21 protein-coding genes and 1 tRNA gene are annotated in these 22283 nt (G+C 45.9%); 12 read left to right on the forward strand and 10 right to left on the reverse strand.

Annotation, left to right across the window (positions count from 1 at the left end):
* Positions 1 to 18 precede the first annotated feature (18 nt).
* The gene (locus ACO08K_RS23820; protein ID WP_421798988.1) at positions 19 to 552 is read left to right on the forward strand and encodes a hypothetical protein; all 534 of its coding nucleotides are present in this window, start codon (positions 19 to 21) and stop codon (positions 550 to 552) included.
* Positions 553 to 629: 77 nt separating this feature from the next.
* Positions 630 to 705: transfer RNA gene (locus ACO08K_RS23825), tRNA-His, on the forward strand.
* Positions 706 to 874: 169 nt separating this feature from the next.
* Here ACO08K_RS23825 and ACO08K_RS23830 read toward each other — a convergent pair.
* From ACO08K_RS23830 to ACO08K_RS23850, 5 genes are all read right to left on the reverse strand, one after another.
* Complete coding sequence (locus tag ACO08K_RS23830; RefSeq protein ID WP_421798989.1) at positions 875 to 2185, reverse strand: gluconate:H+ symporter; 1311 nt, start codon at positions 2183 to 2185, stop codon at positions 875 to 877.
* A gap of 135 nt (positions 2186 to 2320) precedes the next feature.
* On the reverse strand, positions 2321 to 2731 hold the full coding sequence (locus ACO08K_RS23835; RefSeq protein WP_421798990.1) for a ubiquinol-cytochrome c reductase iron-sulfur subunit: 411 nt from the start codon (positions 2729 to 2731) through the stop codon (positions 2321 to 2323).
* A gap of 164 nt (positions 2732 to 2895) precedes the next feature.
* On the reverse strand, positions 2896 to 3702 hold the full coding sequence (gene pyrF, locus ACO08K_RS23840; RefSeq protein ID WP_421798991.1) for an orotidine-5'-phosphate decarboxylase: 807 nt from the start codon (positions 3700 to 3702) through the stop codon (positions 2896 to 2898).
* An 11-nt stretch (positions 3703 to 3713) separates the two neighbouring features.
* The gene (locus ACO08K_RS23845; protein ID WP_421798992.1) at positions 3714 to 3965 is read right to left on the reverse strand and encodes a NifU family protein; all 252 of its coding nucleotides are present in this window, start codon (positions 3963 to 3965) and stop codon (positions 3714 to 3716) included.
* 136 nt (positions 3966 to 4101) lie between these two features.
* The gene (locus ACO08K_RS23850) at positions 4102 to 5196 is read right to left on the reverse strand and encodes an Mrp/NBP35 family ATP-binding protein (protein WP_421798993.1); all 1095 of its coding nucleotides are present in this window, start codon (positions 5194 to 5196) and stop codon (positions 4102 to 4104) included.
* Between the two features lie 268 nt (positions 5197 to 5464).
* Here ACO08K_RS23850 and ACO08K_RS23855 point away from each other — a divergent pair, with 268 nt between their 5' ends.
* From ACO08K_RS23855 to ACO08K_RS23865, 3 genes are read left to right on the forward strand one after another with little or no spacing between them, the layout of a single operon-like run.
* Positions 5465 to 7459 carry a bifunctional riboflavin kinase/FAD synthetase gene (locus ACO08K_RS23855; protein WP_421798994.1) on the forward strand — a complete coding sequence of 665 codons (1995 nt, stop codon included), beginning with the start codon at positions 5465 to 5467 and terminating at the stop codon, positions 7457 to 7459.
* A complete protein-coding gene (locus ACO08K_RS23860) occupies positions 7456 to 8187 on the forward strand; it encodes an RluA family pseudouridine synthase (protein ID WP_421798995.1) in 732 nt (243 codons plus the stop codon). Before ACO08K_RS23855 ends, ACO08K_RS23860 begins: the two co-directional genes overlap by 4 nt.
* A gap of 11 nt (positions 8188 to 8198) precedes the next feature.
* On the forward strand, positions 8199 to 9869 hold the full coding sequence (locus ACO08K_RS23865) for an ArnT family glycosyltransferase (protein ID WP_421798996.1): 1671 nt from the start codon (positions 8199 to 8201) through the stop codon (positions 9867 to 9869).
* On the opposite strand, the gene ACO08K_RS23870 is transcribed toward ACO08K_RS23865, so the two are convergent.
* Both ACO08K_RS23870 and ACO08K_RS23875 read right to left on the reverse strand, forming a co-directional pair.
* Positions 9870 to 10619: a GNAT family N-acetyltransferase gene (locus ACO08K_RS23870; protein ID WP_421798997.1), complete on the reverse strand. Its 750-nt coding sequence runs from the start codon at positions 10617 to 10619 to the stop codon at positions 9870 to 9872.
* 57 nt (positions 10620 to 10676) lie between these two features.
* On the reverse strand, positions 10677 to 10988 hold the full coding sequence (locus tag ACO08K_RS23875; RefSeq protein WP_421798998.1) for a hypothetical protein: 312 nt from the start codon (positions 10986 to 10988) through the stop codon (positions 10677 to 10679).
* 143 nt (positions 10989 to 11131) lie between these two features.
* On the opposite strand from ACO08K_RS23875, the gene ACO08K_RS23880 reads away from it, so the two are divergent.
* Both ACO08K_RS23880 and ACO08K_RS23885 read left to right on the forward strand, forming a co-directional pair.
* Positions 11132 to 11338 (forward strand): hypothetical protein, encoded by a 207-nt coding sequence (locus tag ACO08K_RS23880; protein ID WP_421798999.1) that lies wholly within the window; start codon positions 11132 to 11134, stop codon positions 11336 to 11338.
* 91 nt (positions 11339 to 11429) lie between these two features.
* Complete coding sequence (locus ACO08K_RS23885) at positions 11430 to 12161, forward strand: hypothetical protein (RefSeq protein WP_421799000.1); 732 nt, start codon at positions 11430 to 11432, stop codon at positions 12159 to 12161.
* A 169-nt stretch (positions 12162 to 12330) separates the two neighbouring features.
* Here ACO08K_RS23885 and ACO08K_RS23890 read toward each other — a convergent pair whose 3' ends face one another.
* On the reverse strand, positions 12331 to 13749 hold the full coding sequence (locus tag ACO08K_RS23890; RefSeq protein WP_421799001.1) for a c-type cytochrome: 1419 nt from the start codon (positions 13747 to 13749) through the stop codon (positions 12331 to 12333).
* Between the two features lie 113 nt (positions 13750 to 13862).
* Here ACO08K_RS23890 and ACO08K_RS23895 point away from each other — a divergent pair, with 113 nt between their 5' ends.
* Both ACO08K_RS23895 and ACO08K_RS23900 read left to right on the forward strand, forming a co-directional pair.
* Positions 13863 to 14477, forward strand: coding sequence for an inorganic diphosphatase (locus ACO08K_RS23895; RefSeq protein WP_421799002.1), 615 nt, complete (start codon positions 13863 to 13865; stop codon positions 14475 to 14477).
* An 83-nt stretch (positions 14478 to 14560) separates the two neighbouring features.
* A complete protein-coding gene (locus ACO08K_RS23900; RefSeq protein ID WP_421799003.1) occupies positions 14561 to 15796 on the forward strand; it encodes a hypothetical protein in 1236 nt (411 codons plus the stop codon).
* On the opposite strand, the gene ACO08K_RS23905 is transcribed toward ACO08K_RS23900, so the two are convergent.
* Together ACO08K_RS23905 and ACO08K_RS23910 are read right to left on the reverse strand one after the other, a co-directional pair.
* Positions 15793 to 16152 carry a hypothetical protein gene (locus ACO08K_RS23905; protein ID WP_421799004.1) on the reverse strand — a complete coding sequence of 120 codons (360 nt, stop codon included), beginning with the start codon at positions 16150 to 16152 and terminating at the stop codon, positions 15793 to 15795. The genes ACO08K_RS23900 and ACO08K_RS23905 overlap by 4 nt on opposite strands.
* Positions 16149 to 16751 (reverse strand): RNA polymerase sigma factor, encoded by a 603-nt coding sequence (locus ACO08K_RS23910; protein WP_421799005.1) that lies wholly within the window; start codon positions 16749 to 16751, stop codon positions 16149 to 16151. Before ACO08K_RS23910 ends, ACO08K_RS23905 begins: the two co-directional genes overlap by 4 nt.
* Before the next feature lie 244 nt (positions 16752 to 16995).
* Between ACO08K_RS23910 and lysA the strand changes: the two genes are divergently transcribed.
* The 3 genes from lysA to ACO08K_RS23925 all read left to right on the forward strand — a co-directional run bounded on the left by lysA (position 16996) and on the right by ACO08K_RS23925 (position 22272).
* The gene (gene lysA, locus ACO08K_RS23915) at positions 16996 to 18225 is read left to right on the forward strand and encodes a diaminopimelate decarboxylase (protein WP_421799006.1); all 1230 of its coding nucleotides are present in this window, start codon (positions 16996 to 16998) and stop codon (positions 18223 to 18225) included.
* Positions 18226 to 18235: 10 nt separating this feature from the next.
* The gene (locus ACO08K_RS23920; protein WP_421799007.1) at positions 18236 to 20971 is read left to right on the forward strand and encodes a valine--tRNA ligase; all 2736 of its coding nucleotides are present in this window, start codon (positions 18236 to 18238) and stop codon (positions 20969 to 20971) included.
* Positions 20972 to 21288: 317 nt separating this feature from the next.
* Positions 21289 to 22272 carry a hypothetical protein gene (locus ACO08K_RS23925; protein WP_421799008.1) on the forward strand — a complete coding sequence of 328 codons (984 nt, stop codon included), beginning with the start codon at positions 21289 to 21291 and terminating at the stop codon, positions 22270 to 22272.
* The last annotated feature ends 11 nt before the right edge of the window (positions 22273 to 22283 follow it).

Raw genomic sequence — 22283 nt, forward strand, 5'->3', positions numbered from 1 at the left:
TTTTTCGTTTAGGGTGGCATGAAAAAATGGAATCTGATCATTAGCACTTTATTACTGTGTGCAAATTTCGCCCTGGGCCAATCGTATAATACGGCCCTAGGACTGAGAATGGGAACCGAATGGGGACTCACCATGCGGCAGCGTTTTTATAAGAACTATGCAGCAGAAATGTTGCTTCAATCAAGTCTGCAACGGGAGGAAACCCAGTTGACTGTTCTGGGACTTGTCCATAAACCAATATTGACGCGTCGCCTGAATTTTTACTATGGCGCCGGTTTTCATAAAGGTTGGGCGGATCAGTTGGAAGTGTCCTACGAAGACCCCTGGGGCATCGACTTCATTGCTGGTTTGGAATTGACCATCGGCCGTGTCAATTTGAGCTACGACTACAAACCTGCGATCAATCTGTCTGGTGGGGCCAAAACCTTCGACAGCCAAACGGGTATCAGCGTCCGCTACGTCATTTGGAAAAGAGATAAGTATCCTTGGGAACAAAATTCCAAGAAAAAGCGTAATAAAGGTAAAGGAGGCTTATTCGGAATCTTTAAGTAAATTTTTTTTTGAACAAACTTGACAATTTCCGAAGCAGTATATTATCTTTGCGTTGCTTTAGAAATAAGGCACAACATGGTGATTGTAGCTCAGCTGGTTAGAGCACCAGATTGTGGTTCTGGGGGTCGCCGGTTCGAACCCGGTCATTCACCCATCATAAGAGTCAATGGTTTTTTAAGCCATTGGCTCTTTTTTTTTTGTGCAAAATTGGTTCAATGGCGAATTATTCGAGTGACGAATGACGAGTATGGCGCATGGCCCTTGAATTTTGAAGAGCGCTCCCAATTCGTCATTCGTCACTCGAATAATTCGTCATTTTATTTTAAACTACCAAACTAAGCAGCATAACCCCAATCAATCCAGTCACACCCACAATTCCTTCCATAATGGTCCAGGTACGGAAAGTTTGACCTACCGTCAGCCCCATGTATTCTTTGAACATCCAGAATCCGGTATCATTAACGTGTGAAAGCATCAAACTACCTGCACCAATGGCCAAAACCATAAGTTCAGGAGAAACATCAGATCCTGCCATCATTGGTTGAATGATCCCTGCCGCCATCAAACCAGCCACCGTTGCAGATCCCAGAGATACCCGGATAATTGTAGCGATGAGCCAGCCCAGAAACAAGGGTGAAAGGGCAATTCCACCCATGAGGTCGGTCAATTGATCGCCAATACCTGACTCGATCAAAACCTGTTTGAATGCCCCACCGCCACTAACGATCAATAAGATGGTCGCCACACTCTCAATGGCCGTGGAGGTTTTTTGCATGATTCCTGCAAAATTCTTTTGCTGGCCAAGGATTGGAATAGCCAGAAAAACTCCCAGAATCATCGCTGTACTAGGGTCGCCGATAAAGCCTAAAATCTGCCGAATTGGATTTTCCTTTTCCAACACCAGGTCGCTGATCGTAGCTATGGCCATTAACACCACGGGAATCAGGGCAGCAATCAAACTTGGCCAGAATCCAGGCAGGTTTGCATCACTATTTTCACTTTCGGGAAACAGTTTGTCAGAAGGTTTGATGTCCATTCCCCGCAGCAAGCGAGGAAATAAAATGCCTGAGAAAAAGATAGCTGGAATAGCTACGATGGTACCGTAAATGATAACTAAGCCCACGTTTGCACCAAATAGGGCTGCAATACCCGACGGTGCAGGGTGAGGAGGCAGAAAACCATGGGTAACCGATAACGCTGCCGAGACAGGAACTACCACCTGGATCAAAGAAATACCTGTGCGGCGGGCAATACTGAACACCAATGGCAACAATAGGATAAATCCGGCATTGTAAAACATCACGATGCCAATTACAAATGCACTTAGCGCCATCGACAAACCTAAATATTTCATCCCGAAGGTGTCGATCAAACCCTGGCTAATTCGTTTGACTGCGCCAGTTTCAGATAAAATGATGGCCAGCAATGCACCAAAAGCAATGATCAGGGTAAGCGACCCGAGAGTGTCGCCCATACCCTTCTGAACGGCTTTAATTACAGTTACAGGGGCCATTTGGGCACCTAAACCCGCCAAAATGGACACCAAAATAAGGGCGATAAACGCGTTGAATTTAAATAAAGTGATGAGCAAAATCAGCAGCACTACGGCTGAAATCAGTACGATCAGGAGCATGATGCGATGGGTTTTTGATGTAGGAAAGAGGCAAAATAGGCATTTATTTTAAAAAACAGGAAAGTTTACAAATGAAAATAAGCCTGGCAAATGCATTGCCAGGCTTATTTTTAAGAACCAGTTTGGAAAGTTTGTTTAGGAAAAAATCCTTAGACTGGTTCCATTCAGCGCAGTGTTGTACTGGGTTAATGCTCGGGATGCTGGGCCACCTGTCACCGACCCGGATTCAGCAAACGTGGCACCGTGGTTGGGGCAATAAAAACGTTTGTTGTTGGCTTGATACTGCACGGTCGTTTGTTCGTGGGTACATGCAGCTGAAACCGCGATGTATGCACCGGCTGTGGTTCGGCCAATGATTACCCCATTTTTTACCAGCGATCCTCCGTTACTATTGAGTGCAGAGTTGGCACTATCGGACAAATCCAGGGTGAAATCAACATTGGAAGGGGCAATGCCCGATTCTTTGGAACAGGCCCCCAGGCAACTGGCTACTACCAGGCTGCCAACGGAAAACCCGAGTAAGTTCATGAATTCTTTACGGTCCATAATTGAATTTGGGTTAAATAATAATGGAAAATGGTCAGTAAGGAATAGGTGGTGTCGTAATTAACGAACGGATAGAAAATTGGTTTATACTTTAAAAGCAAAAAAAGGAAGGTTTGTACTCAGCAAGACTGAATAAAATTTCCAAGCAAAGCAACGGGAGGAAATTAAGAGATAAACATGGCCATTTGCTGCTGAATCTCTATGGCCGCGGCTCTAGCCTTGTCAGCAAAATCTAGCCCACTTCCCGCATAGATGATACCACGAGAGGCGTTGACCAATAAACCAATATCTTCGTTTAGACCAAATTTACACAAAGCTTCGAGGTCACCGCCCTGGGCACCTACTCCGGGTACTAGTAAAAAATGATCGGGCGCAATGCGGCGAATGTCAGCAAATTTGCCGGGATGAGTAGCGCCGACAACAAACATGAGGTTTTCGGGGGTACCCCAGTTCATGGCTTTGCGCATCACTTTTTCATAAAGTGGCATGCTTTGATCCTGTAAGCCAAGTTGAAAATCAGAACTGCCTTCATTGGATGTTAAGGCCAATAAAATGACCCACTTATTGGGGAAACCTAAGAAAGGTTGTACGGAATCTGCACCCATGTAAGGAGCAACCGTTACAGAATCAAAGGTATAAGTTTCGAAAAACGTTTGGGCATACAGCCGGGAAGTATTGCCAATATCGCCACGTTTGGCATCGGCAATGGTGAAGTGCTCTTCACCAATATATGCTATCGTTTTTTGTAGGGACTGCCAGCCTTGAGGTCCATGGGCTTCATAAAAAGCCAAATTGGGTTTGTAGGCTACACAGAGATCCCGGGTAGCATCGATGATTGCTTTGTTGAATTCAAAGATCGGATCTTCAGTTTCCAACAAATGTGCTGGAATTTTGCTCCATTCCGTGTCCAATCCTACACACAAAAATGACTTCTTGAGGCGGATTTGGGCAATTAATGCTGCTCTGTTCATGCGGTCAAAACTTACAATACGATGCCATTCACTGCTTCTACACCAGTGATTTCGGGTACTTTTACTCTAATGGCTTGTTCAATGCCGGCACGCATGGTCATGATTGACATGTTGCAGTTTTGGCAGTTGCCCAACCACTTGATTTTGACAATTTTATCGTCGGTAACGTCCACGACTTCCACGTTGCCACCATCTACAGCGAGGTGGGGGCGCACGTCGTTGAGCGCGGAATCGATACGGGCGATTAATTCGGTTTTTTCCATGTTGTTGTTTATGCGTTGCCGCCAAATCCCACGAATAAATTCGTGGGCTGGTTTCTATCTTGTGCCTCCCACGGCTAAAGCCATGGGTTGGCTGGTTATATTCAAATTTTGCAGGATTGCTACCTGCTTTTCACTTTTAGCTCATCTTCACCACCTGCGTTGGCTCCATCGTTTCGTTGCGAATGGCTACTTGCCGGGCAACGTTTTTAGCCAGATTCAAAAATGCTTCGCGTGAAACGGGGTCTTCGTCATCCAAAATGATGGGACGTCCACCGTCGCCTGCTTCCCGTATACCTTGTACCAGAGGGATTTGTCCCAGAAGCACTGTATTGTTAATGACTGCCAGTTTTTTACCACCACCCTGACCAAAAATCAAGTACTTGTGGTCTGGCAATTCCTTGGGGGTAAACCAGGACATGTTTTCCACTACCCCCAAAATAGGTACAGCTACTCCCGGTAGTTGGAACATGTTGGCTGCCTTTACTGCATCAATGATGGCAACTTCTTGCGGAGTTGTTACAATGACCGAACCAGTAACCGGTACCGTTTGCACCAGCGTCAATTGTACATCACCCGTCCCGGGAGGGAGGTCAACCACCAGGTAATCCAACTCCGGCCAGAGGCAATCGTTGAAGAACTGTTTGATAATGCCCGCCAAACGTGGCCCACGTAGCACCACTGCTTGTTCGGGTTCAATGATAAACCCGATCGACATCAGGGCAATCCCGTAAGCTTCCAGCGGAACCATCTTGGGTTGACCGTAAACGTCGCGGACCTTAGGCCGCTGGCCTTGCAAGCCAAACATGGTGGGCACCGAAGGGCCGTAGATGTCGGCATCTACTAAACCTACTTTTGCACCTAGCATCTTTAAACCCAGGGCCAAATTGGCTGCAACCGTTGACTTTCCAACCCCACCTTTGCCAGAAGCAACCGCAATGACATTGCGCACCTGAGGTAAAGAGCTAGTAGGTTGTTTTGTCTCGGTGGCCCTCGACATCATGTGAACATGTACATTGGCCTGAGGGTATATTTCGGCTATCGCAGCTTGACAGGCAAAATTGAGCTCTGATTTGTGTTGGGCATTGATTGAAGCCAATTCAATGGTAAAACTGATGGAATCACCTTCGATCGCCAAATCACGAACCATATTGGCTGTAATCAAATCCTGACCGGTGACGGGATCATTTACTTTGGCCAAGGCCCTGACAACAGTAGAAGTATCTATCGACATTTTTTGAAAATCATTAACGGGACTTGTGGCGATGGGTGCGCTTGAGGTCAAAAATCAGGGATTTTTTTCTTGATTGAGGCTTATTTTTGAGTGCGTAGCAGCGCTACGGAGGAAAAAATAAACGAAAAGCAAGGAAAAAAGACCGTTTTTGAACCAAGTAGTCACCCATCGTCACAAGTCCGTGTGCAAAAGTAAAACAATTCACGGCAAAAAAGAGTTTTTCAAATACTCTTTCCCACTTGCGCTTTGCACATTACCTTTGCACACCATGAGAGTTCACCGCGACCTTAACGCACTGCCAGATTTTAGCAACGCCGTAATTACCATTGGTTCTTTTGATGGCGTGCACCAGGGGCACCAAAGCATTATTGAGCAAGTAAAGCAAATTGCCTCACAACAAAAGGGAGAAAGTGTTGTCATCACTTTTCATCCCCATCCCCGTTCTATTGTATTTCCAAAAGACACTTCACTGCGTCTGATTACTACTACTGAGGAAAAGATCCATTTGTTCGAACGTTACCAGGTGGACCATTTGGTAGTAGTTCCCTTTACAGTGGAGTTCTCCCAAATGAGTGCGGATGAATACATTGAGAAGTTTTTGGTGGAAAAATTCCATCCGAAATGTATTGTCATTGGGTACGATCACCGCTTTGGCCTGAGCCGACAAGGAGACATCAACTACTTGCGCTGGCACAGCCAACGCTTTGGTTACGAAGTGATTGAAATCGAACCACATCAGGTCGACGACATGACGGTCAGTTCTACCAAAATTCGCAATGCCCTGGAAAATTGCGCTGTAAAAACAGCGGCTCAGCTGATGGGGCACTATTTTCCACTATTGGGGACGGTGGTGAAGGGGCAACAAATTGGGCGGACCATTGGCTTTCCCACTGCCAATATTGAAATCAACGACCGCTTCAAGTTGATTCCTCCTGACGGCATTTATGCGGTGAAATTGTGGCTCAACGGCCATGATTATCGGGGAATGTTGTACATTGGAACTCGCCCAACTTTGCCGCAATACCACAACCGAACCATTGAAGTCAACATTTTTGATTTTGACCAGGACATTTACGAGCAACAAGTCACCCTTGAACTGGTTGATTTTGTCCGCCACGATCAAAAATTTGATCAATTGGTCGATCTGGCCAAACAGTTGGATAAAGATCGGATTGCCGTAGAAAAGGTGCTCTTAGCAGCCAGTGATGATGATTTTTTACCGCTGGATCATTTTCCCAAGGTGGCAGTGGTCATTTTGAATTACAATGGGCGGGATTATTTGGAACGTTTTTTGCCCATTTTGCTTAAAAGTACCTACCCCAATCTGGAACTGATCATTGCAGACAATGCTTCAACGGACGATTCTATCGAGTTTTTGGAGGAACATTATCCACAATTGCGCTTGATTGAGCTGCCCGCAAACTATGGTTATGCCGGTGGTTACAATGAAGCGCTGCGCCAGGTGAGCGGGGTTGATTATTATGTGTTGCTCAACTCGGACATTGAAGTTGCTCCAAACTGGGTTGAACCCATTATCCAAATCATGGAAAAAGACCAGAATATTGGCGCTGCCCAGCCCAAAATTTTGTCTTTTGACCAAAGAGATACCTTTGAATATGCTGGAGCTGCGGGCGGCTGGCTGGATACCCTGGGCTACCCTTTTTGTCGAGGCCGGATTTTTGCTCATACCGAAAAAGACCTGGGCCAATACAATAGCACCCAGGAGATTTTTTGGGCGACTGGAGCTGCCATGTTCATTCGGGCAGAGTTATTTCACAAAATCGGCGGGTTCGATGCGGATTATTTTGCCCATGCCGAAGAAATTGACCTCTGTTGGAGGCTGAAAAGGGCAGGATACAAAATTGTGGTTCGCCCGCAATCGGTGGTTTACCACGTGGGAGGTGGAACTCTTTCGTACAACACCCCCCGCAAAACCTACCTCAATTTTCGCAACACCCTTTTTACGATTTACAAAAATGAAACTTTTGGTAAGTTGCTCTGGCTCTTGCCTTTGCGCCTGATTTTGGATGGCTTGGCAGCAGTTTTGTTTTTATCGCAGGGCCGCCTGGACCACATTGGAGCCATTGTTCAGGCACATTGGAGTTTTTTTCCACAATTAAAAGCATTGCGCCAAAAACGCCAGGAGGCAGCCCAAAGGGTTGCTGCTTGTCGCATTCAGGCCGAAAACACGCAAGGGCGTTATAGTCGATCCATTGCTATGGACTATTATGGTCGCCGCAAACGGCATTTTAAAGAATTATGAAAGCAAATCCGCTGAAGATTATTTTTGTTGACGAGCACATCATTGTATGCGAAAAACCCTCGGGGATGTTGAGCATTCCTGATCGTTTTGATTTGACCAAGCCCAATGTGTACCACGAATTGGAGACTGAATTCGGACAAGTGTGGATTGTTCACCGCATCGACCGGGAAACGAGCGGCATTTTGGTTTTTGCCCGCAATGAAGAGGCCCACCGGGCACTCAACCAGCAGTTTTTGGATCGCACCGTCGAAAAAATATACCTGGCCCTGGTAGAAGGTCGCCCGATGCCGCCGACCGGGGAGATCAACAAAGCGATTGCCCCACACCCCAGCATTCTCGGCAAAATGATTGCGAGTGGAAAGGGAAAGTCGGCATTGACCTACTACAAGGTGGTGGATACTTACAAAGCTTTTTCAGTGGTGGAAGCGGACATCAAAACGGGGCGCACCCACCAAATTCGGGTCCACTTTGCCACCATTGGCCACCCGCTGGCCGTTGATCCCATGTACGGAAAGCGGGGTGAATTTTTTCTTTCTGAGATCAAAACGCGCAAATTCAACTTGAAGAAAAGCCAGGAGGAGGAGCGTCCGCTGGTTAGTCGACTGACTTTGCACGCGCATAAACTCACCCTGGATCACCCGGCTACGGGCGAAAGAATGGTGTTCACTTGTGAATTGCCGAAGGATTTTCGGGCGCTGTTGAGCCAGTTGGATAAATGGGGGCGGTAAAAAAATGGACTATGCAGGGCAATGATAAATCTACTTTATTGAAAACCAGCCTCGGCCTCACCCTCCTCGCTGGCTTATTCTTCCTGCCATTTTTAGGAGGCGTTCACCTCTTTGACTGGGATGAAATCAACTTTGCCGAGATAAGTCGGGAAATGCTGATTTCCAAAAATTACCTGCGGCCATTGATCAATTACCTGCCGTTTTGGGAAAAACCGCCGCTGTTCATTTGGATGCAGGCACTGGCCATGCAAGTTTTTGGGGTAGGGGAGTACGCGGCCCGGTTTCCCAATGCGATTTGTGGGACTTTGACCCTGGTGATGATCTATCGCATTGGAGCAAAGCTCCATCATCACCGGATGGGTTTGCTCTGGGCCTTGAGTTATTTCGGTTCCGTTTTGCCCTTCTTGTATTTCAAGTCGGGTATTATTGACCCCTGGTTCAACTTGTTCATCTTCCTGGGCTTGTACAACCTGATTTTGTTTTATTGGAAAAAAGAAAAACAAGTGATCGAGTTGCCCAGGAACAAATGGAGTTACCTCATCCTTGGTGGCTTGCTTCTGGGTATGGCCATTTTGACCAAAGGCCCGGCTGCTTACCTTATTACTGGCTTGACGCTGGGGGTATATTGGGTCTACAAACGTTTCCGTTTTTACATCAATGTGCCCCAATTTGTGCTTTTTACCATTGCTGCTTTTTTGATCACCGGCCTCTGGTTTGGCATCGAAACGATCAAAAACGGGCCCTGGTTCATTACCGAATTCACCCGTTACCAATACCGCTTGTTTAGTACACCGGATGCAGGGCACGGTGGATTTCCGGGATATCACTTCGTGGTTTTGCTGGTAGGCTGTTTCCCCGCTTCCATTTTTGCCATTCGGGCTTTTTTCAAGTTGCCCGAGGCAGAGGGGGAAGTGCAGGTGGATTTCCGCCGCTGGATGAAATTTTTGTTTTGGGTAGTGCTCATCCTGTTCACCATCGTCAAATCCAAAATTGTCCATTACTCTTCGCTGGCTTATTTTCCATTGACTTACCTCGCAGCGCTGAGTGTGGAGAACATCATTGCAGGAAAAATCCCCTTCAATCGTGGGCTTAAAATTGGCTTGTGGAGTATTGCTGGCTTGTACATCCTCGTCATAGTGGCCTTGCCCTGGTTGGGCCAACGCCCGGAACTGTTACAAACCTTCATGGACAAAGACCCCTTTGCCTATGCCAATATGGAAGCGCAGGTGCGATGGACGGGCTGGGAGTTTTGGCCGGGTTTGTTTTTGCTGCTCGCCCTGATTACTTTTTTCATTTTATTCCGCCGAAAAGGAGCGCAAGTGGCTTTCTCTACGCTGTTTCTTTGCACTGGCTGCTTTGTCTTTTTTACCCTGATCACTTTTATTAAAAGAGTAGAGGGTTACTCGCAACGGGCGGCCATCGAGTTTTATGAAAGCAAAATTGGGGAGGATTGTTACGTTTGGACCTATGGCTACAAGTCTTATGCTCACCTGTTTTATACCCGCAAACAACCCGTTCAAAACCCCAAGAGTTATGAACAGGATTGGTTGTTGCAGGGCGAGGTAGATAAACCGACCTATATCGTTTGTAAAATCAACAAGGTGGAAGAGCTTCAGGCTTTGGGGACTTTGAAGGAAGTGGGACGGAAGAATGGGTTTGTGTTTTTTGAACGTAAAAAATAGTCATTTTTTCACCATCCCTTCCAGCACAAACCCACAAACACCCATCCCCGCCTTTTCCAAACAAGCCCTCGAAGCCTTATTTCCCAAATTACAGCGCGCTGCAGGCACCCTACCTGCCAGATAGCAAGCTTTTTTCACTTCCTGCAATAGATAACTGCCGTAACCTTTGCCGCGGTGTTCAAGCTGAACTTCCATGTACAAATCGGCAAAAGGGCGATTGTAGTGCAGCAAAAAACCACCCGTAGCCACCACTTTATTGTTGCGTACCAGCACATAATCACCAGGTGGCTCAGATTGGTGTTCGAAAACCTTATCATCGTCATTGTAGGGGCGAAAGGTGACATCGGGTATTTTTAAATCGGTGACTTGTTGGTCCTCGAATAAAATGACTTCAGTCCGAATTTGCTCAGCGAATTCATACAACAGGGGGGTGATAAACCCATCATTGCTTTGGCATTCGATGTAGGAAGTTTGAGTGAGTAGAATCAATTGTTGAAATGCTAAACTGGCTAATTTGCGCTGTGCAGGCAACAGAAAAAACTCAAAAATACAATCCCGATCAGCTAGTTCATTTTTACCTTTGATAGCAGAATAACCAATGGGAATCCCATCCAGAATGAACAAATAGAGCGTTGACCAACCGCGCTCGTGGCAGGCGTTGTAGCGGATTTGACGGTTCATGGCTTGCAGGTACAAGTCGCGGAAAGGCAGGATTTTGGATAATTCGGTTTGATGGATCTGAAGGTTCATTTTCAGGATTTTTACGCTTGTCAATATAGCACAAATCGGGTACCTTTATAGCCGAATTTAGACAAGCATATGATCCAATTCAAGCAGCACAGGCCATTTTTTGCCACATCGTCCAGCTCCTGGATGTTGTTGCTGCTTAGTTTGTATTTTTCCTGGATCTGTCCGGCAGAGTTCGCTGTCCGCCCTTGCGGCTATGATACAGTATTGGTAGAACAAAAGCCAAACGAAGAATTTTGCCGTTTTTATCAATGCAGTTTTGCAGCTGGCAAAAGCGGCAAAGTCAAAGCTTATCTTCCAATTTTTTCTTTTCACCAAAGCCTTGATTGTTATCAGGTTTTGGTCAAAACGAACTGGAGTCAACGCCGTCAACTGCAAAATTTGTTACCCGTTCCTTCCTCTTTCAGCCATTTTCAAACGCATCTTCCTCGCAGCGCTGCATCCTGTTGATGCACTTTTTAATTGCTGCAAAAGCACTGATCTCAAGTGCATTTTTCAATCGATTATTCTGATTTATGCAAAAGAAATGGCTCAAAGCCCTACGCTTATTGGGTTTGGCTCTGTTGATTGTATTGGCCGTATTGGGCGTTGGGCTCAGTGGTGCGGCGGTGGCTTTCCAAACCCGGAAACGCGCGGAAGACCCCGAAATTAAAATCGAATTGGTAGAACCCAAAAGAGATGAAAAAGAAGGGGCAAAACAGTTGGAAGTCAAAAAGCCCTAGGCTATAATATTCAAAAAAATCTACTTGTTTTCGGCAATAACTTTAATTTCGTGTGATTCTCGATTCATCGTTTAACCTAAACACCTAAACAATGTCTTTTACACCTGGAACACGGAATGCCACCTTGGCAATCCTGCTTTTGATTGCATTAAATGCCTGTAGCATCAAATACCGCTATACCAAAGCCCTTAACGACGCTGCTCAACCCAGTGCCAGCAAAATCAGCAATACCCTGACCAAAATCAGTCCAGATGCGCCTACCCTGAAGTGGAAAACCATCAATGGTGAAAAATACGTGCTGGTTTCTTCCTGGAAAGCGGATGCGAAGTACTACAAGAACGATCCGAACACTGGATTTTACAATACAGGCAAATACCCAATTTGGGTAACCGTTGCGCCAGATCTGCAAAATTGGCTAGCAGCACAGAAGAAGTTATCCGACCCTGAAAAAAGGCTCAAACAACTGCTGGGTTTGCCTCCCAATGCCGACAAAAAAATCTTTGTAGAGTTTTGGGTGCGTCCACAAGACCTGATTCGACCCTGTATCGATACCGAAGTCAATGACTCAGCTTGTGATTTGTACCTGAAAAACCCGGCTGCTGCTAATGCGGAGAACTTGCTTTGGCTGTTGGAACAAGCCCGCCAATCTTTTGCTGATTCCACTTTGTACAATCGGTACCCCTTCACTCAATTGGGCTATACTTACGATTGGAACCCGCGAAACAAAAGCCACGTAGGACTGAGTGAATTCGTAATTGGCAAAAACAAAAACATAGTGGTAGGCGAGGTCTTCGCTACCGCTGATTATTTGGCACAAAAATAATTTTGACCAAGCGTGCCGCAGGCGCGCTTCCTCAGGTGAATCTCTAAGGTGCCCCTAAGGTGAACTAAGGTGCCTGAGGTGGTGAAATACGGGCCCTGCTCCGCAGGGCTTTTTTTCGTTTCACCACCTCAGACACCTAAGTTCACCTAAGAGATTCATCTAAGAAGTTTTATAAACGCTTCAAATATTCCAACAAAGCCTTACGTTCCTCGGCATCCAATATATCCCCATAAGTGTGGCCACCGTTGCCGTACCCAAGCAGCGTGGTATTGTACGTTTCTTTGTCCTTTGCATTGGCCTCTACACTGTATTTCCAACCAATTTTATTTAGGTCGTAATCCTTGTCGTCAAAGCTTCGCTTCCAGAATTTTGGCCGCAACTTACTATCAAGCAAAGTTTCCAAGTCAGGCACCGAACCATTGTGCAAGTAAGGCGCCGTAGCCCAAACCCCATCCAACGGAGGCGCGACATAGCCCCGGGATGGTTTCGCTTCTGAACGTGGAATGGATTGTGCGTACCAGCTTTGGTTGTACCAGTTGCTGAATGCGATGTTTTCCATAAAATAATTGGCGTAAGCCGAATCTGTACCCACTTTTTTTAGTTCCACCAGCAAATTGGGGTAATTGGCCTCCTCGCCGTAACGCCCGTGGCAAGCCTGGCAGTTTTGGGCGTAAATCCTCCGACCTTTTGCAGCCAATGGAGCATCGATTTCACCAGGGTATTTTGGCGCTTCCAGGTTTTGCAACCAGGCCATTACGTCCTTAAAATCCGTATTCATCTGGCGAGCAGTGGCGGTATCTTCAACCGCCACAACAGATACCTGCATCAGCAATTTGGTGAAATCGCCCCGGCCCATGCCATTGTAATACAGTGCGTATTTCTTTTTAGCCAACCACAATGGCGGAACATCCGAGCCAATGGTCGTTTTGGGAATGTCAAAGGTGGTTTCCCCATCATTCCAGTTCAAATTGGCTGCTTGGCGGTGCGCCACACTGGCTTGTTCCAATGCGAAGGCCGGGTTGATGCCCCGAAAAGGTAGTACTATGTAAGGTGAAATGGCCTTACCTCCCCGCATAAAGGGCTCAAAAGCCTTCCATTCTTCCGATTTTTTGCCATACTTATTGCGGATTCCCAAGGCTACCAGATTGAACAATGCGCCAGTGTTTTTTGTAAAATCCAGGGTGCTATTGCCCAAGCCTGGAATGAATTGCCCATTCACTTTACCGGAGTGGCAGGCAAAACAGGTCAAACCACTGGCAATTTGTACGCCAGCAGCGTTGGTGTAGGTATTGAATGCTGGGGGAAGTTGGGCACTTGGCCCTTCTCTTTGCAACAAGTTTTCCTTGTCCAGATTCCTTTTGAACGCAGTGTAACTCGCTAAGGGGATTCCGCCACCAATAAAATTGCCATAACGCAGGTAATCCCAACCTTTGGCCGGATCACCCTCTGTGCTTTGGACGTTCGTCGGTAAAACCGAGGTTCCAACCGGAATTTCTGGGTCATTTGGTACTATCCATTCATCTTTACCAAAATTGTAAAGAAAAAAAATCAAAATGGAAAACAGGTAAAGGTAGCGTTTGGTGTACATCGGACATTGTTTTAAACTTGTTTCACAACGCAGCAATAATCCCGAATGTTTTTACTTTCTTTAGGCATGTTGGGGATTGTGCCTCAACAACGCCCAAATTAAAGTCCTTTAGCATGAAACAAATGTACGGCGTCACCATTTTTTTGTTGATCATCAGTACCTTTGCCTGCAAACAAGACAATAAGCCTACGATCACCATGAAAGATGTCAAAAAACTGCCCTTGCGCGGCGAAAAAGGATTCAACGCCATCGTTGAAGTGCCTGCGGGTACCAACCGCAAGTTGGAAATTCAGCCCGATGGGCAATATGTTGCTGAGTTGGTAGACGGCAAAGCCCGGGTGGTCAATTTTTTACCATACCCTGGCAATTATGGCTTTATTCCCTCCACCCTGATGGATGAAGCCCGAGGTGGCGACGGGGATGCCCTTGATGTCATCATCATCGCAGAAACGGTTCCAGTAGGCAGCATCCAGGAGTTTATCCCTATTGCTGTTTTAAAGATGATCGACGAAGGTGAAAACGACACCAAAATCATTGGCGTACCCGCGGATCCTGCTTTGCGGGTCATTCGTGCAACCAATTTTGAGCAATTTTTGTTAGAGTACGACGCAGCCAAACGGATCATCGAAACCTGGTTTGTCCATTACCAGGGTTATGGGACGGTACAGGTGTTGGGCTGGGAAGACGAAAAATCTGCACTTGCAGAAATTGAAAAATGGGCACTTTAATCAGCCTCCAATAAATACTCCCTGCTTAATAACTGTTGCGTTCAAGTATGCTCGATAACTCAAATCACCCGAATTCTTCGCCCATGAACACCTCTGACACCTTAGAGTCACCTTATCGTTGTACGATTCATTCTATGTTTCAACCCTTCAAACCCAAATCTTTTCCTTTTGGGAAAAAAGTTGCAGCGGAAGGTTACGAATGGGTATACGCTGATCGTATCCAGCAACTTGAGGGACAGTGGTTGGCTTCCGACAATTTGTACGTACAGTCACATTACTTGCAGGCTTTGGAAGATGCAAAAACTACGGGCCTGGACTTTCGATATCTATTGGTGTTTAAAAATGGCCAGCCGATTGGCGGGATCACCCTACAATTGCTTACTGTAAGCGCTGCGCACAGTATTCGTACTCTACGCCAGGGAGAAATTACCGGATTTTGGGATAGACTCAGGCTTTTGCTGGCCAGCTGGGGCAAATACCGCTTCATGATCTGGGGAAATATGTTTTTGACCGGGCAATTCAACCAATGGTGGAAAGCTCCCGAGCATGAAATTCCTGACTTACAAAGTGCAACCCTCAATGTGTTGAACTGCATCGCCCGCCAGGAAAAAATTCAAATCCTGATGGCACGAGATTGTTTTGAACGTGACCAGCCCCTGGAAACTGCGGGTTACCATGCCATTGATTTTCAGCCTAACATGTGTATGGATTTACCTCGGGATTGGAAATCCTTTGAAGATTATCTCAATGCAATGAGCTCCAAATACCGCGTCCGGGCAAGGCGAGCCTTCAAAAAGACGGAAGGTATCATCTTTAAAGAACTGGATTTGCGACAAATCGAACTCTTTGCCGATGATTTAAATACCTTGCACCACTCAGTAGTTGAACAAGCAGATTTTAACATGTTGTGGGCAGGAAAAAATTATTTCGTTCAACTCAAGGAGCAATTAGGTGCTGATTTTTGCCTGACGGCTTGTTTTGAAAAGGAACGTTTATTGGGTTTTTATACCACCATCCGCAACGGAAAAGAGCTGGACGCCAACTTTTTAGGCTTTGACCCGCAAGCCAACCGGGAGTACCAGTTGTACCTGGGCATGTTGTACAAAATGATAGAACAGGCCATTGTTTTGCGTTGTGAAAAGATCTGCTTTGCACGTACTGCCCTGGAGATCAAAAGTTCAGTAGGAGCCCTGGCACAGAAAACCTACATTTACCTCAAACACACCAATCCTTTACTCAATTACATTCTGCCTACCGCCGTTCGTTTTGGAGAACCCAAAGAAGAATGGGTGCCACGTCATCCTTTTCGGGAGGACTAGTCCTCTATTTGAATATGAATGGTGTCACCTTGCGCTCCAGCAGGTAAAGACAGGAATCGGCGCATTTCTGGCAAAGTATCTTCAGGTGACAAGACCTGCAAAATCACCGGGGGATTGCGCAGCTCTGCGCGTCGTTGCTCTTCGATGGATACACCAATCAGCACTGGGCCAACGATGGCCAACAACAATAAAAAAAAGAGTACAACTTGTGTAGATATACGCAAGGCAACTTTATTCCAACGTTCATGAGTATCCAAGCGGCGGGATAAACGTCGCCATACACTGGGCCCAGGGCGCTCTTGCACCTTGGAGGCCTGCTGCCGGAACAACTCGCTGAGATCTCTATTTGGTGTCATGGCTTGGTAGTTATTTTGTCTGGGGCTTCCACAACTTCTTCCTCTTCTTCTTCAATGTCGAATAATTCAATACCGGGGTAATGAATCTGTTCGAGTAAATTTTTGAGCCGTTTTTTGGCCAAAATCAATTGAGACTTGGAGGTATTGATGCTAATGCCCATGATTTGGGCAATTTCGCGGTGTTTGTATCCTTCCAATACATACAAGTTGAATACAGTCCGATACCCAATGGGGAGGATGTCGATGAGATTCAAAATGTCTCGGGCGACTAAGTCCTGCAAGGCGGAGGTGGTAACGGGAATGTCAACTTCAGTAAGTTCCAGCATCTGGCTGAAATTGACCCTTTTGCGCAACGCCATCAAGGATTCATTGACCACAATGCGGCGAATCCAACCTTCAAAACTGCCTTCTCCTTTGTATTGCTCGATGTTGGTGAGTACTTTGAAAAAAGCTTCAATCAGTACATCTTCGGCATCTTCCTGGGTTTTGACATAACGCTTGCACACTCCAAACATGTTGGGTGCAAAGCGGTCGTACAAGGCTTGCTGAGCCCTCCGATCACACTGACGACAGGCATTGATGAGATCTTTTTCGCTCACAAAAAGCAATTTAGCCAAGGAAGAAGAATGCGAATATATAGTAGATGCAATTTACACTGATTTTTGGCGTGAACAATGAAAAAAATATTTGCAATTTATTTTTTGTTTTTATTTAATTGTCAACAAATAAAATTAGAACCAGGGATCAACCCCGATGAATAAAGCCAGTAATAATTTTCAAAAACGCACAAATTATCCTTGTTTTTGCCGATATTTGCCCTCCAAAATTGGCAAAAACAAACCAATGGACTACAAAAACGGCCATTTCCTGCTTGGCGGGGCTATCAATCCACTAAAGCTGGTAGAGAAATACGGTTCTCCACTTTACGTCTACGAAGCAGACATCATTGAGCGGCAATACAATCGCCTCAAAGCTGCTTTTCAGGTAGAAAAACTCAAAATCAGTTACGCGTGTAAAGCGCTGACCAATATCTCCATCCTGAAGTTCATGAAACAATTGGGCAGCACCATCGATTGTGTGTCCATTCAGGAGGTGCAAATCGCCATTCGGGCAGGATTTGAACCAGTGAATATCCTGTACACGCCCAGCGGAGTAAACTTTAGCGAAATTGAAGAGGCAGTAAGCTTGGGCGTACGCATCAATTTGGACAATATTCCGGCTATCGAACGTTTTGGCGAAACCTACCCACATATTCCAATTTGTGTGCGCATCAACCCCCACATTATGGCGGGAGGCAATCTCAAAACTTCAGTAGGGCATATTGATTCCAAGTTTGGGATTTCCTACACCCAAATGCCCCTGGTACAGGGAGTTTTGGAAAGCACGGGGATGAAATTGGAAGGCTTGCACATGCACACCGGTTCGGATATCCTGAATCCTGAAGCATTCCTGGCTGGAGCGGATGTTTTACTCAACCTCGCCAAAGAATTCCCCGATCTGGACTACATCGATTTTGGCAGTGGCTTCAAAGTGCCCTACAAGCCCAACGACCTTGAAACCAACATCGAAGAATTGGGTGAAAAACTAGCTGCTAAATTCAATACTTTCTGTGCAGAATATGGTCGCCCCTTGACCATGGTTTTTGAACCCGGTAAGTTTTTGGTGAGTGAAGCCGGATCCTTTTTGGTCACTGTAAATGTGGTCAAACACGGCGCAACTACCGTATTCGCAGGCGTTGATTCAGGCCTTAATCACCTGATTCGCCCTATGTTTTACGACTCTTACCACCGCATCAGCAATATTTCCAACCCTGAAGGCAAAAAACAGCCTTACAACGTGGTAGGATACATTTGTGAAACCGATACTTTTGCCACCAACCGGGAAATTCCCGAGATTGCCATTGGTGATGTGTTGTGTTTGCACAATGCTGGCGCCTACTGCTATTCGATGGCTTCTAATTACAATTCGCGCCTCCGCCCGGCTGAAGTTTTGGTCTATCAGGGAAAAGATTACCTGATTCGGGAACGCGAAACCATCGAAGACTTGTTAAAGCATCAAATTGACGTATTTTAATCCTATAATTATGTCCTTGTCCACACGTTACACCCCACAAGAGATTGAAGGCAAGTGGTATCAACACTGGCTCGATCAGCGGTACTTTCATTCCGAACCCGATGACCGCGAGCCCTTTACCGTCGTGATTCCACCGCCCAACGTCACTGGGGTGTTGCACATGGGGCATATGCTCAACAATACCATTCAGGACATTCTGATCCGCAAAGCACGGCTGGATGGTAAAAACGCTTGCTGGGTACCGGGTACCGACCATGCTTCGATTGCAACCGAAGCGAAAGTGGTACAACAACTGCGTGCCCAAGGCATCCGCAAAACGGATATCGGCCGCGATCAATTCCTCAAACACGCTTTTGAGTGGAAAGACAAATACGGGGGCATCATCCTCGATCAACTCAAACGCCTGGGCGCTTCCTGCGATTGGGACCGTACCCGCTTTACGATGGAGGACAGTTTGTCGGAAGCCGTAATCCGCGTTTTTGTTGATTTGCACAAAAAAGGCCGCATTTACCGGGGCCTGCGCATGACCAACTGGGATCCTGAGGCGAAAACCGTATTGTCAAACGAGGAGGTGATTTACAGCGAGGAAAACTCCCAATTGTTCCACCTCAATTATCCCTTGGAAGGTGACCCTAGCCAGGGCATCATCATTGCTACCCAGCGCCCCGAGACCATCATGGCCGACGTGGCAGTGGCGGTACACCCGGAAGACGAGCGCTTCAAACACCTGATTGGCAAGAATGTACTAATTCCACTGATTGATCGGGCCATTCCGATCATTGCAGATACTTATGTCGATCGTGAATTTGGAACGGGTGCCTTAAAAATCACCCCTGCGCACGATCAAAACGACCATGAAATCGGGCAACGGTACAACCTGCCCGTTATTGATATCCTTACTGAGGACGCCAAACTGAACGAGCAGGCGCAAATTCTGATTGGTGAAGACCGCTTTGTAGCGCGCAAGAAAATCCGCAAAATGCTGGAGGAATCCGGGCATTTGATCAAGCTGGAGGACTACCGTACCAAAATTGGCCGCTCCGAACGCACCAATTCGGTGGTTGAACCCCGTTTGACCTTACAGTGGTTTGTGGATATGAAAAAATTCGCCCACATGGCACTGGAAGCAGTGCGCAGCGGTGAGGTGAAGTTTTATCCAGAGCATTTCTGGAACATGTACAACTCCTGGCTCAATGAAGACAATGTCCGCGACTGGTGTATTTCCCGTCAGTTGTGGTGGGGCCAGCGGGTACCTGCCTGGTATCTGGCCGGGGAAAGAATGGGGGAGGAGAGCCACATTTTTGTGGCGGAAACTGCCGATGAAGCCCTTGAGCAAGCGCGTAAAGCTACTGGAAATGCCAATCTGAGCATTGCTGACTTGCGGCAGGATGAAGACGTAGTAGACACCTGGTTTTCTTCCTGGCTTTGGCCGATCTCAGTTTTTGACGGCTTCCGGTCTCAGGAAGAACTGGAATATTACTACCCGACCAGTGTATTGGTGACGGGCTGGGACATCATGTTTTTCTGGGTAGCGCGCATGATCATGTCGGGCTACGAATGGGCACCCGAATTGATGCCAGAAGCAGTCAAATCCAAAGGGGCGATGCCCTTCAAAGGGGTGTATTTCACCGGCATGGTGCGCGACAACCAGCGCCGCAAAATGAGCAAATCTCTAGGGAATTCACCCGATGCACTGGCGCTGTTGGACAATTACGGCGCGGATGGGGTGCGTTTTGGCATGCTTTCCAGTGCGGCGGCGGGCAACGACATTATCTTCGATGCGCCCATAGGAAAAGATGGTGTACTGAATGAAAGTAAACTTTGTGAGCAAGGCCGCAACTTTTGTAATAAAATGTGGCAGGCCTTACGCTTGATCAAAGGTTGGGAAGTAACGGATAAAGCCGCCGATGTTCAGACCGAAAAAGTCAATCAACTGGCGGCGACCTGGCTGGAGCACAAGCTAAACCAGACGCTCACACAGGTGGAGGTGATGTTTACCGAGTATCGCTTGTCAGAAGCCTTGATGACTTTGTACAAGTTCATCTGGGACGATTTTTGTGCCTGGTACCTGGAAATGATCAAACCAGCCTACGAGGCACCGATTGATCGGCAAACTTTGCAGCAAAGTATTGCACTTTTTGAACGGATGATGACCCTCTTGCATCCATTTATGCCTTTTGTAACCGAAGAAATTTGGCATCAATTGCGCGAGCGGGCAGCGGGCGACGATTGTGTAATCAGCAAATATCCCCAGGCTGCTGCCTTTGATGCAGCTTTTATTGAAAAAATTGAATTGGCCAAAGGCATTGTATCCGGCATTCGGGATGTACGCAACAACAACGGCCTGAAGCAAAAAGAACTACTGAAGGCTTTTGCCCAAGATACTGCCAGCAACAAAGCTTTGCTTGAAATGGACGGCGTGCTGCCGATGGTGGTAAAAATGGCGAGTCTGGAAAGCCTGGAAATCACCAGCACCGAAATCAGCAATGGGGTAGCCTTCCTGGTGGGCAACGAAAAATTCTTCGTAGAACTGGAAATCGCCATCGATGTAGAAGAAGAGCGCAAACGCCTGCAAAAAGAACTGGAATACTACCAGGGCTTTGTGAAGTCGGTACAAAACAAACTCAGCAATGAGAAATTTGTGAGCGGTGCTCCGGCGGAGGTGGTGAACAAGGAGAAGCAGAAATTGGCCGATGGGGAGATGAAAATGAAGAATTTGGCGGAGGAGCTGGCGAAGTTGGGGTAGGATTCGGAAGTATAAACTTATTCATTACGTCTTTTAAAATAACGTGAGTAAGTGGGTTAATTGCTCAAATACATCTATCATCTTGTAACCCGCTGTTTCAACGGCGGGTAATGGACTCAATTCACGACTCCATCTAACATCCTTCCAGAGGCTTGCATCATGAAACTTTAGTAGATGGAAGCCTCTGGAAGGATGTTAGATGTGAAGGGTGGGGGCACTTAGATCCACCCGTTAAAACGGGCGGTTACAAGATGATAGATGTATTTGAGCGATTAATCTACGTACTCATGCCATTTTTTTAGAACAAATCAGTAAACATGGAAAAACAATTAAAACTAAAAAATACCATAACTGATATTTCGAAGAGGGAGAAAAAGAAGAATCGGAGTTGCTTTTTTGAAGGTTGCAATGAAAAAGTTATAAACTCACATTTACTTCAAAGAAATGGAATTTTAGACCAATTAGCAGTAGATCATCATTTATATATACTTGGTATGGTTGATGCTTTCCAAATCAAAAGGCCTTCAGATAATATGCTTCAATTTCAAAAAATGGGCATTCGAGAAGGTATGACATTACAACTTTTTTGTAATAAGCATGATACTGAAATATTCAAACCTATTGAATCAGAGGGATGTAATTATTATGATTATAAGACTCAATTGCTATTTAGTTACAGAAGTGTCTGCGGTGAATTGAGGAAAAAACAAATACAAGCAGACATACATGGGGCCATTGTCAATAATACAATGATTAGGGCCGAAATGCTTCCCCAGTCTTTAGAAAGAATTGAAGATTTTTTATACGGTTTTATGCTAGGGATTCAGGATTTAGAGTGGTATAAAAAAGAGATCGAAAATGATCTTTACGGAGATGAACAATCACCAAGATTTTCGTTTATAACAGTGGAAACGCCCAATCTTGATGTTTGCACATCGAGTATCTTTTCTCCAGTTGACTATGTTATGGATGATTCTAACAAAGAAGACTCACTAGATTCAATTGTGTTGAATATTTTCCCTAAAAACCAAAAAAATATTGTCATCTGTGGGTATCATAATCAACATAAAAATGATTGGATAATAGAGTTCACTAATTCATGGAATACACTTACAGATGATGAGTTGCAAAAAAGAGTATCTAATATTTTGATAAAAAGATGTGAAACTTGGGCTATTTCTCCAAGATTATACGATGAATTAAGCCCAGAGAAAAGAAACTTAATTCTGCTAGAATTTCAAGCAGATGTAATGAGTCACGATCAAAATTTAAATACTGAAATTAATATTTTTCGCAATTGATTGTCTAATGT

The sequence above is a fragment of the Haliscomenobacter sp. genome (assembly GCF_965225875.1).
GTDB lineage: Bacteria > Bacteroidota > Bacteroidia > Chitinophagales > Saprospiraceae > Haliscomenobacter.

What these genes read in the sequence shown, in the direction of transcription:
- ACO08K_RS23820 (WP_421798988.1), top strand. Translation starts at nt 19, where the DNA reads ATGAAAAAATGGAATCTGATCATTAGCACTTTATTACTGTGTGCAAAT.
- ACO08K_RS23830 (WP_421798989.1), bottom strand. Translation starts at nt 2,185, where the DNA reads ATGCTCCTGATCGTACTGATTTCAGCCGTAGTGCTGCTGATTTTGCTC.
- ACO08K_RS23835 (WP_421798990.1), bottom strand. Translation starts at nt 2,731, where the DNA reads ATGGACCGTAAAGAATTCATGAACTTACTCGGGTTTTCCGTTGGCAGC.
- pyrF (WP_421798991.1), bottom strand. Translation starts at nt 3,702, where the DNA reads ATGAACAGAGCAGCATTAATTGCCCAAATCCGCCTCAAGAAGTCATTT.
- ACO08K_RS23845 (WP_421798992.1), bottom strand. Translation starts at nt 3,965, where the DNA reads ATGGAAAAAACCGAATTAATCGCCCGTATCGATTCCGCGCTCAACGAC.
- ACO08K_RS23850 (WP_421798993.1), bottom strand. Translation starts at nt 5,196, where the DNA reads ATGTCGATAGATACTTCTACTGTTGTCAGGGCCTTGGCCAAAGTAAAT.
- ACO08K_RS23855 (WP_421798994.1), top strand. Translation starts at nt 5,465, where the DNA reads ATGAGAGTTCACCGCGACCTTAACGCACTGCCAGATTTTAGCAACGCC.
- ACO08K_RS23860 (WP_421798995.1), top strand. Translation starts at nt 7,456, where the DNA reads ATGAAAGCAAATCCGCTGAAGATTATTTTTGTTGACGAGCACATCATT.
- ACO08K_RS23865 (WP_421798996.1), top strand. Translation starts at nt 8,199, where the DNA reads ATGCAGGGCAATGATAAATCTACTTTATTGAAAACCAGCCTCGGCCTC.
- ACO08K_RS23870 (WP_421798997.1), bottom strand. Translation starts at nt 10,619, where the DNA reads ATGAACCTTCAGATCCATCAAACCGAATTATCCAAAATCCTGCCTTTC.
- ACO08K_RS23880 (WP_421798999.1), top strand. Translation starts at nt 11,132, where the DNA reads ATGCAAAAGAAATGGCTCAAAGCCCTACGCTTATTGGGTTTGGCTCTG.
- ACO08K_RS23885 (WP_421799000.1), top strand. Translation starts at nt 11,430, where the DNA reads ATGTCTTTTACACCTGGAACACGGAATGCCACCTTGGCAATCCTGCTT.
- ACO08K_RS23890 (WP_421799001.1), bottom strand. Translation starts at nt 13,749, where the DNA reads ATGTACACCAAACGCTACCTTTACCTGTTTTCCATTTTGATTTTTTTT.
- ACO08K_RS23895 (WP_421799002.1), top strand. Translation starts at nt 13,863, where the DNA reads ATGAAACAAATGTACGGCGTCACCATTTTTTTGTTGATCATCAGTACC.
- ACO08K_RS23900 (WP_421799003.1), top strand. Translation starts at nt 14,561, where the DNA reads ATGAACACCTCTGACACCTTAGAGTCACCTTATCGTTGTACGATTCAT.
- ACO08K_RS23905 (WP_421799004.1), bottom strand. Translation starts at nt 16,152, where the DNA reads ATGACACCAAATAGAGATCTCAGCGAGTTGTTCCGGCAGCAGGCCTCC.
- lysA (WP_421799006.1), top strand. Translation starts at nt 16,996, where the DNA reads ATGGACTACAAAAACGGCCATTTCCTGCTTGGCGGGGCTATCAATCCA.
- ACO08K_RS23920 (WP_421799007.1), top strand. Translation starts at nt 18,236, where the DNA reads ATGTCCTTGTCCACACGTTACACCCCACAAGAGATTGAAGGCAAGTGG.
- ACO08K_RS23925 (WP_421799008.1), top strand. Translation starts at nt 21,289, where the DNA reads ATGGAAAAACAATTAAAACTAAAAAATACCATAACTGATATTTCGAAG.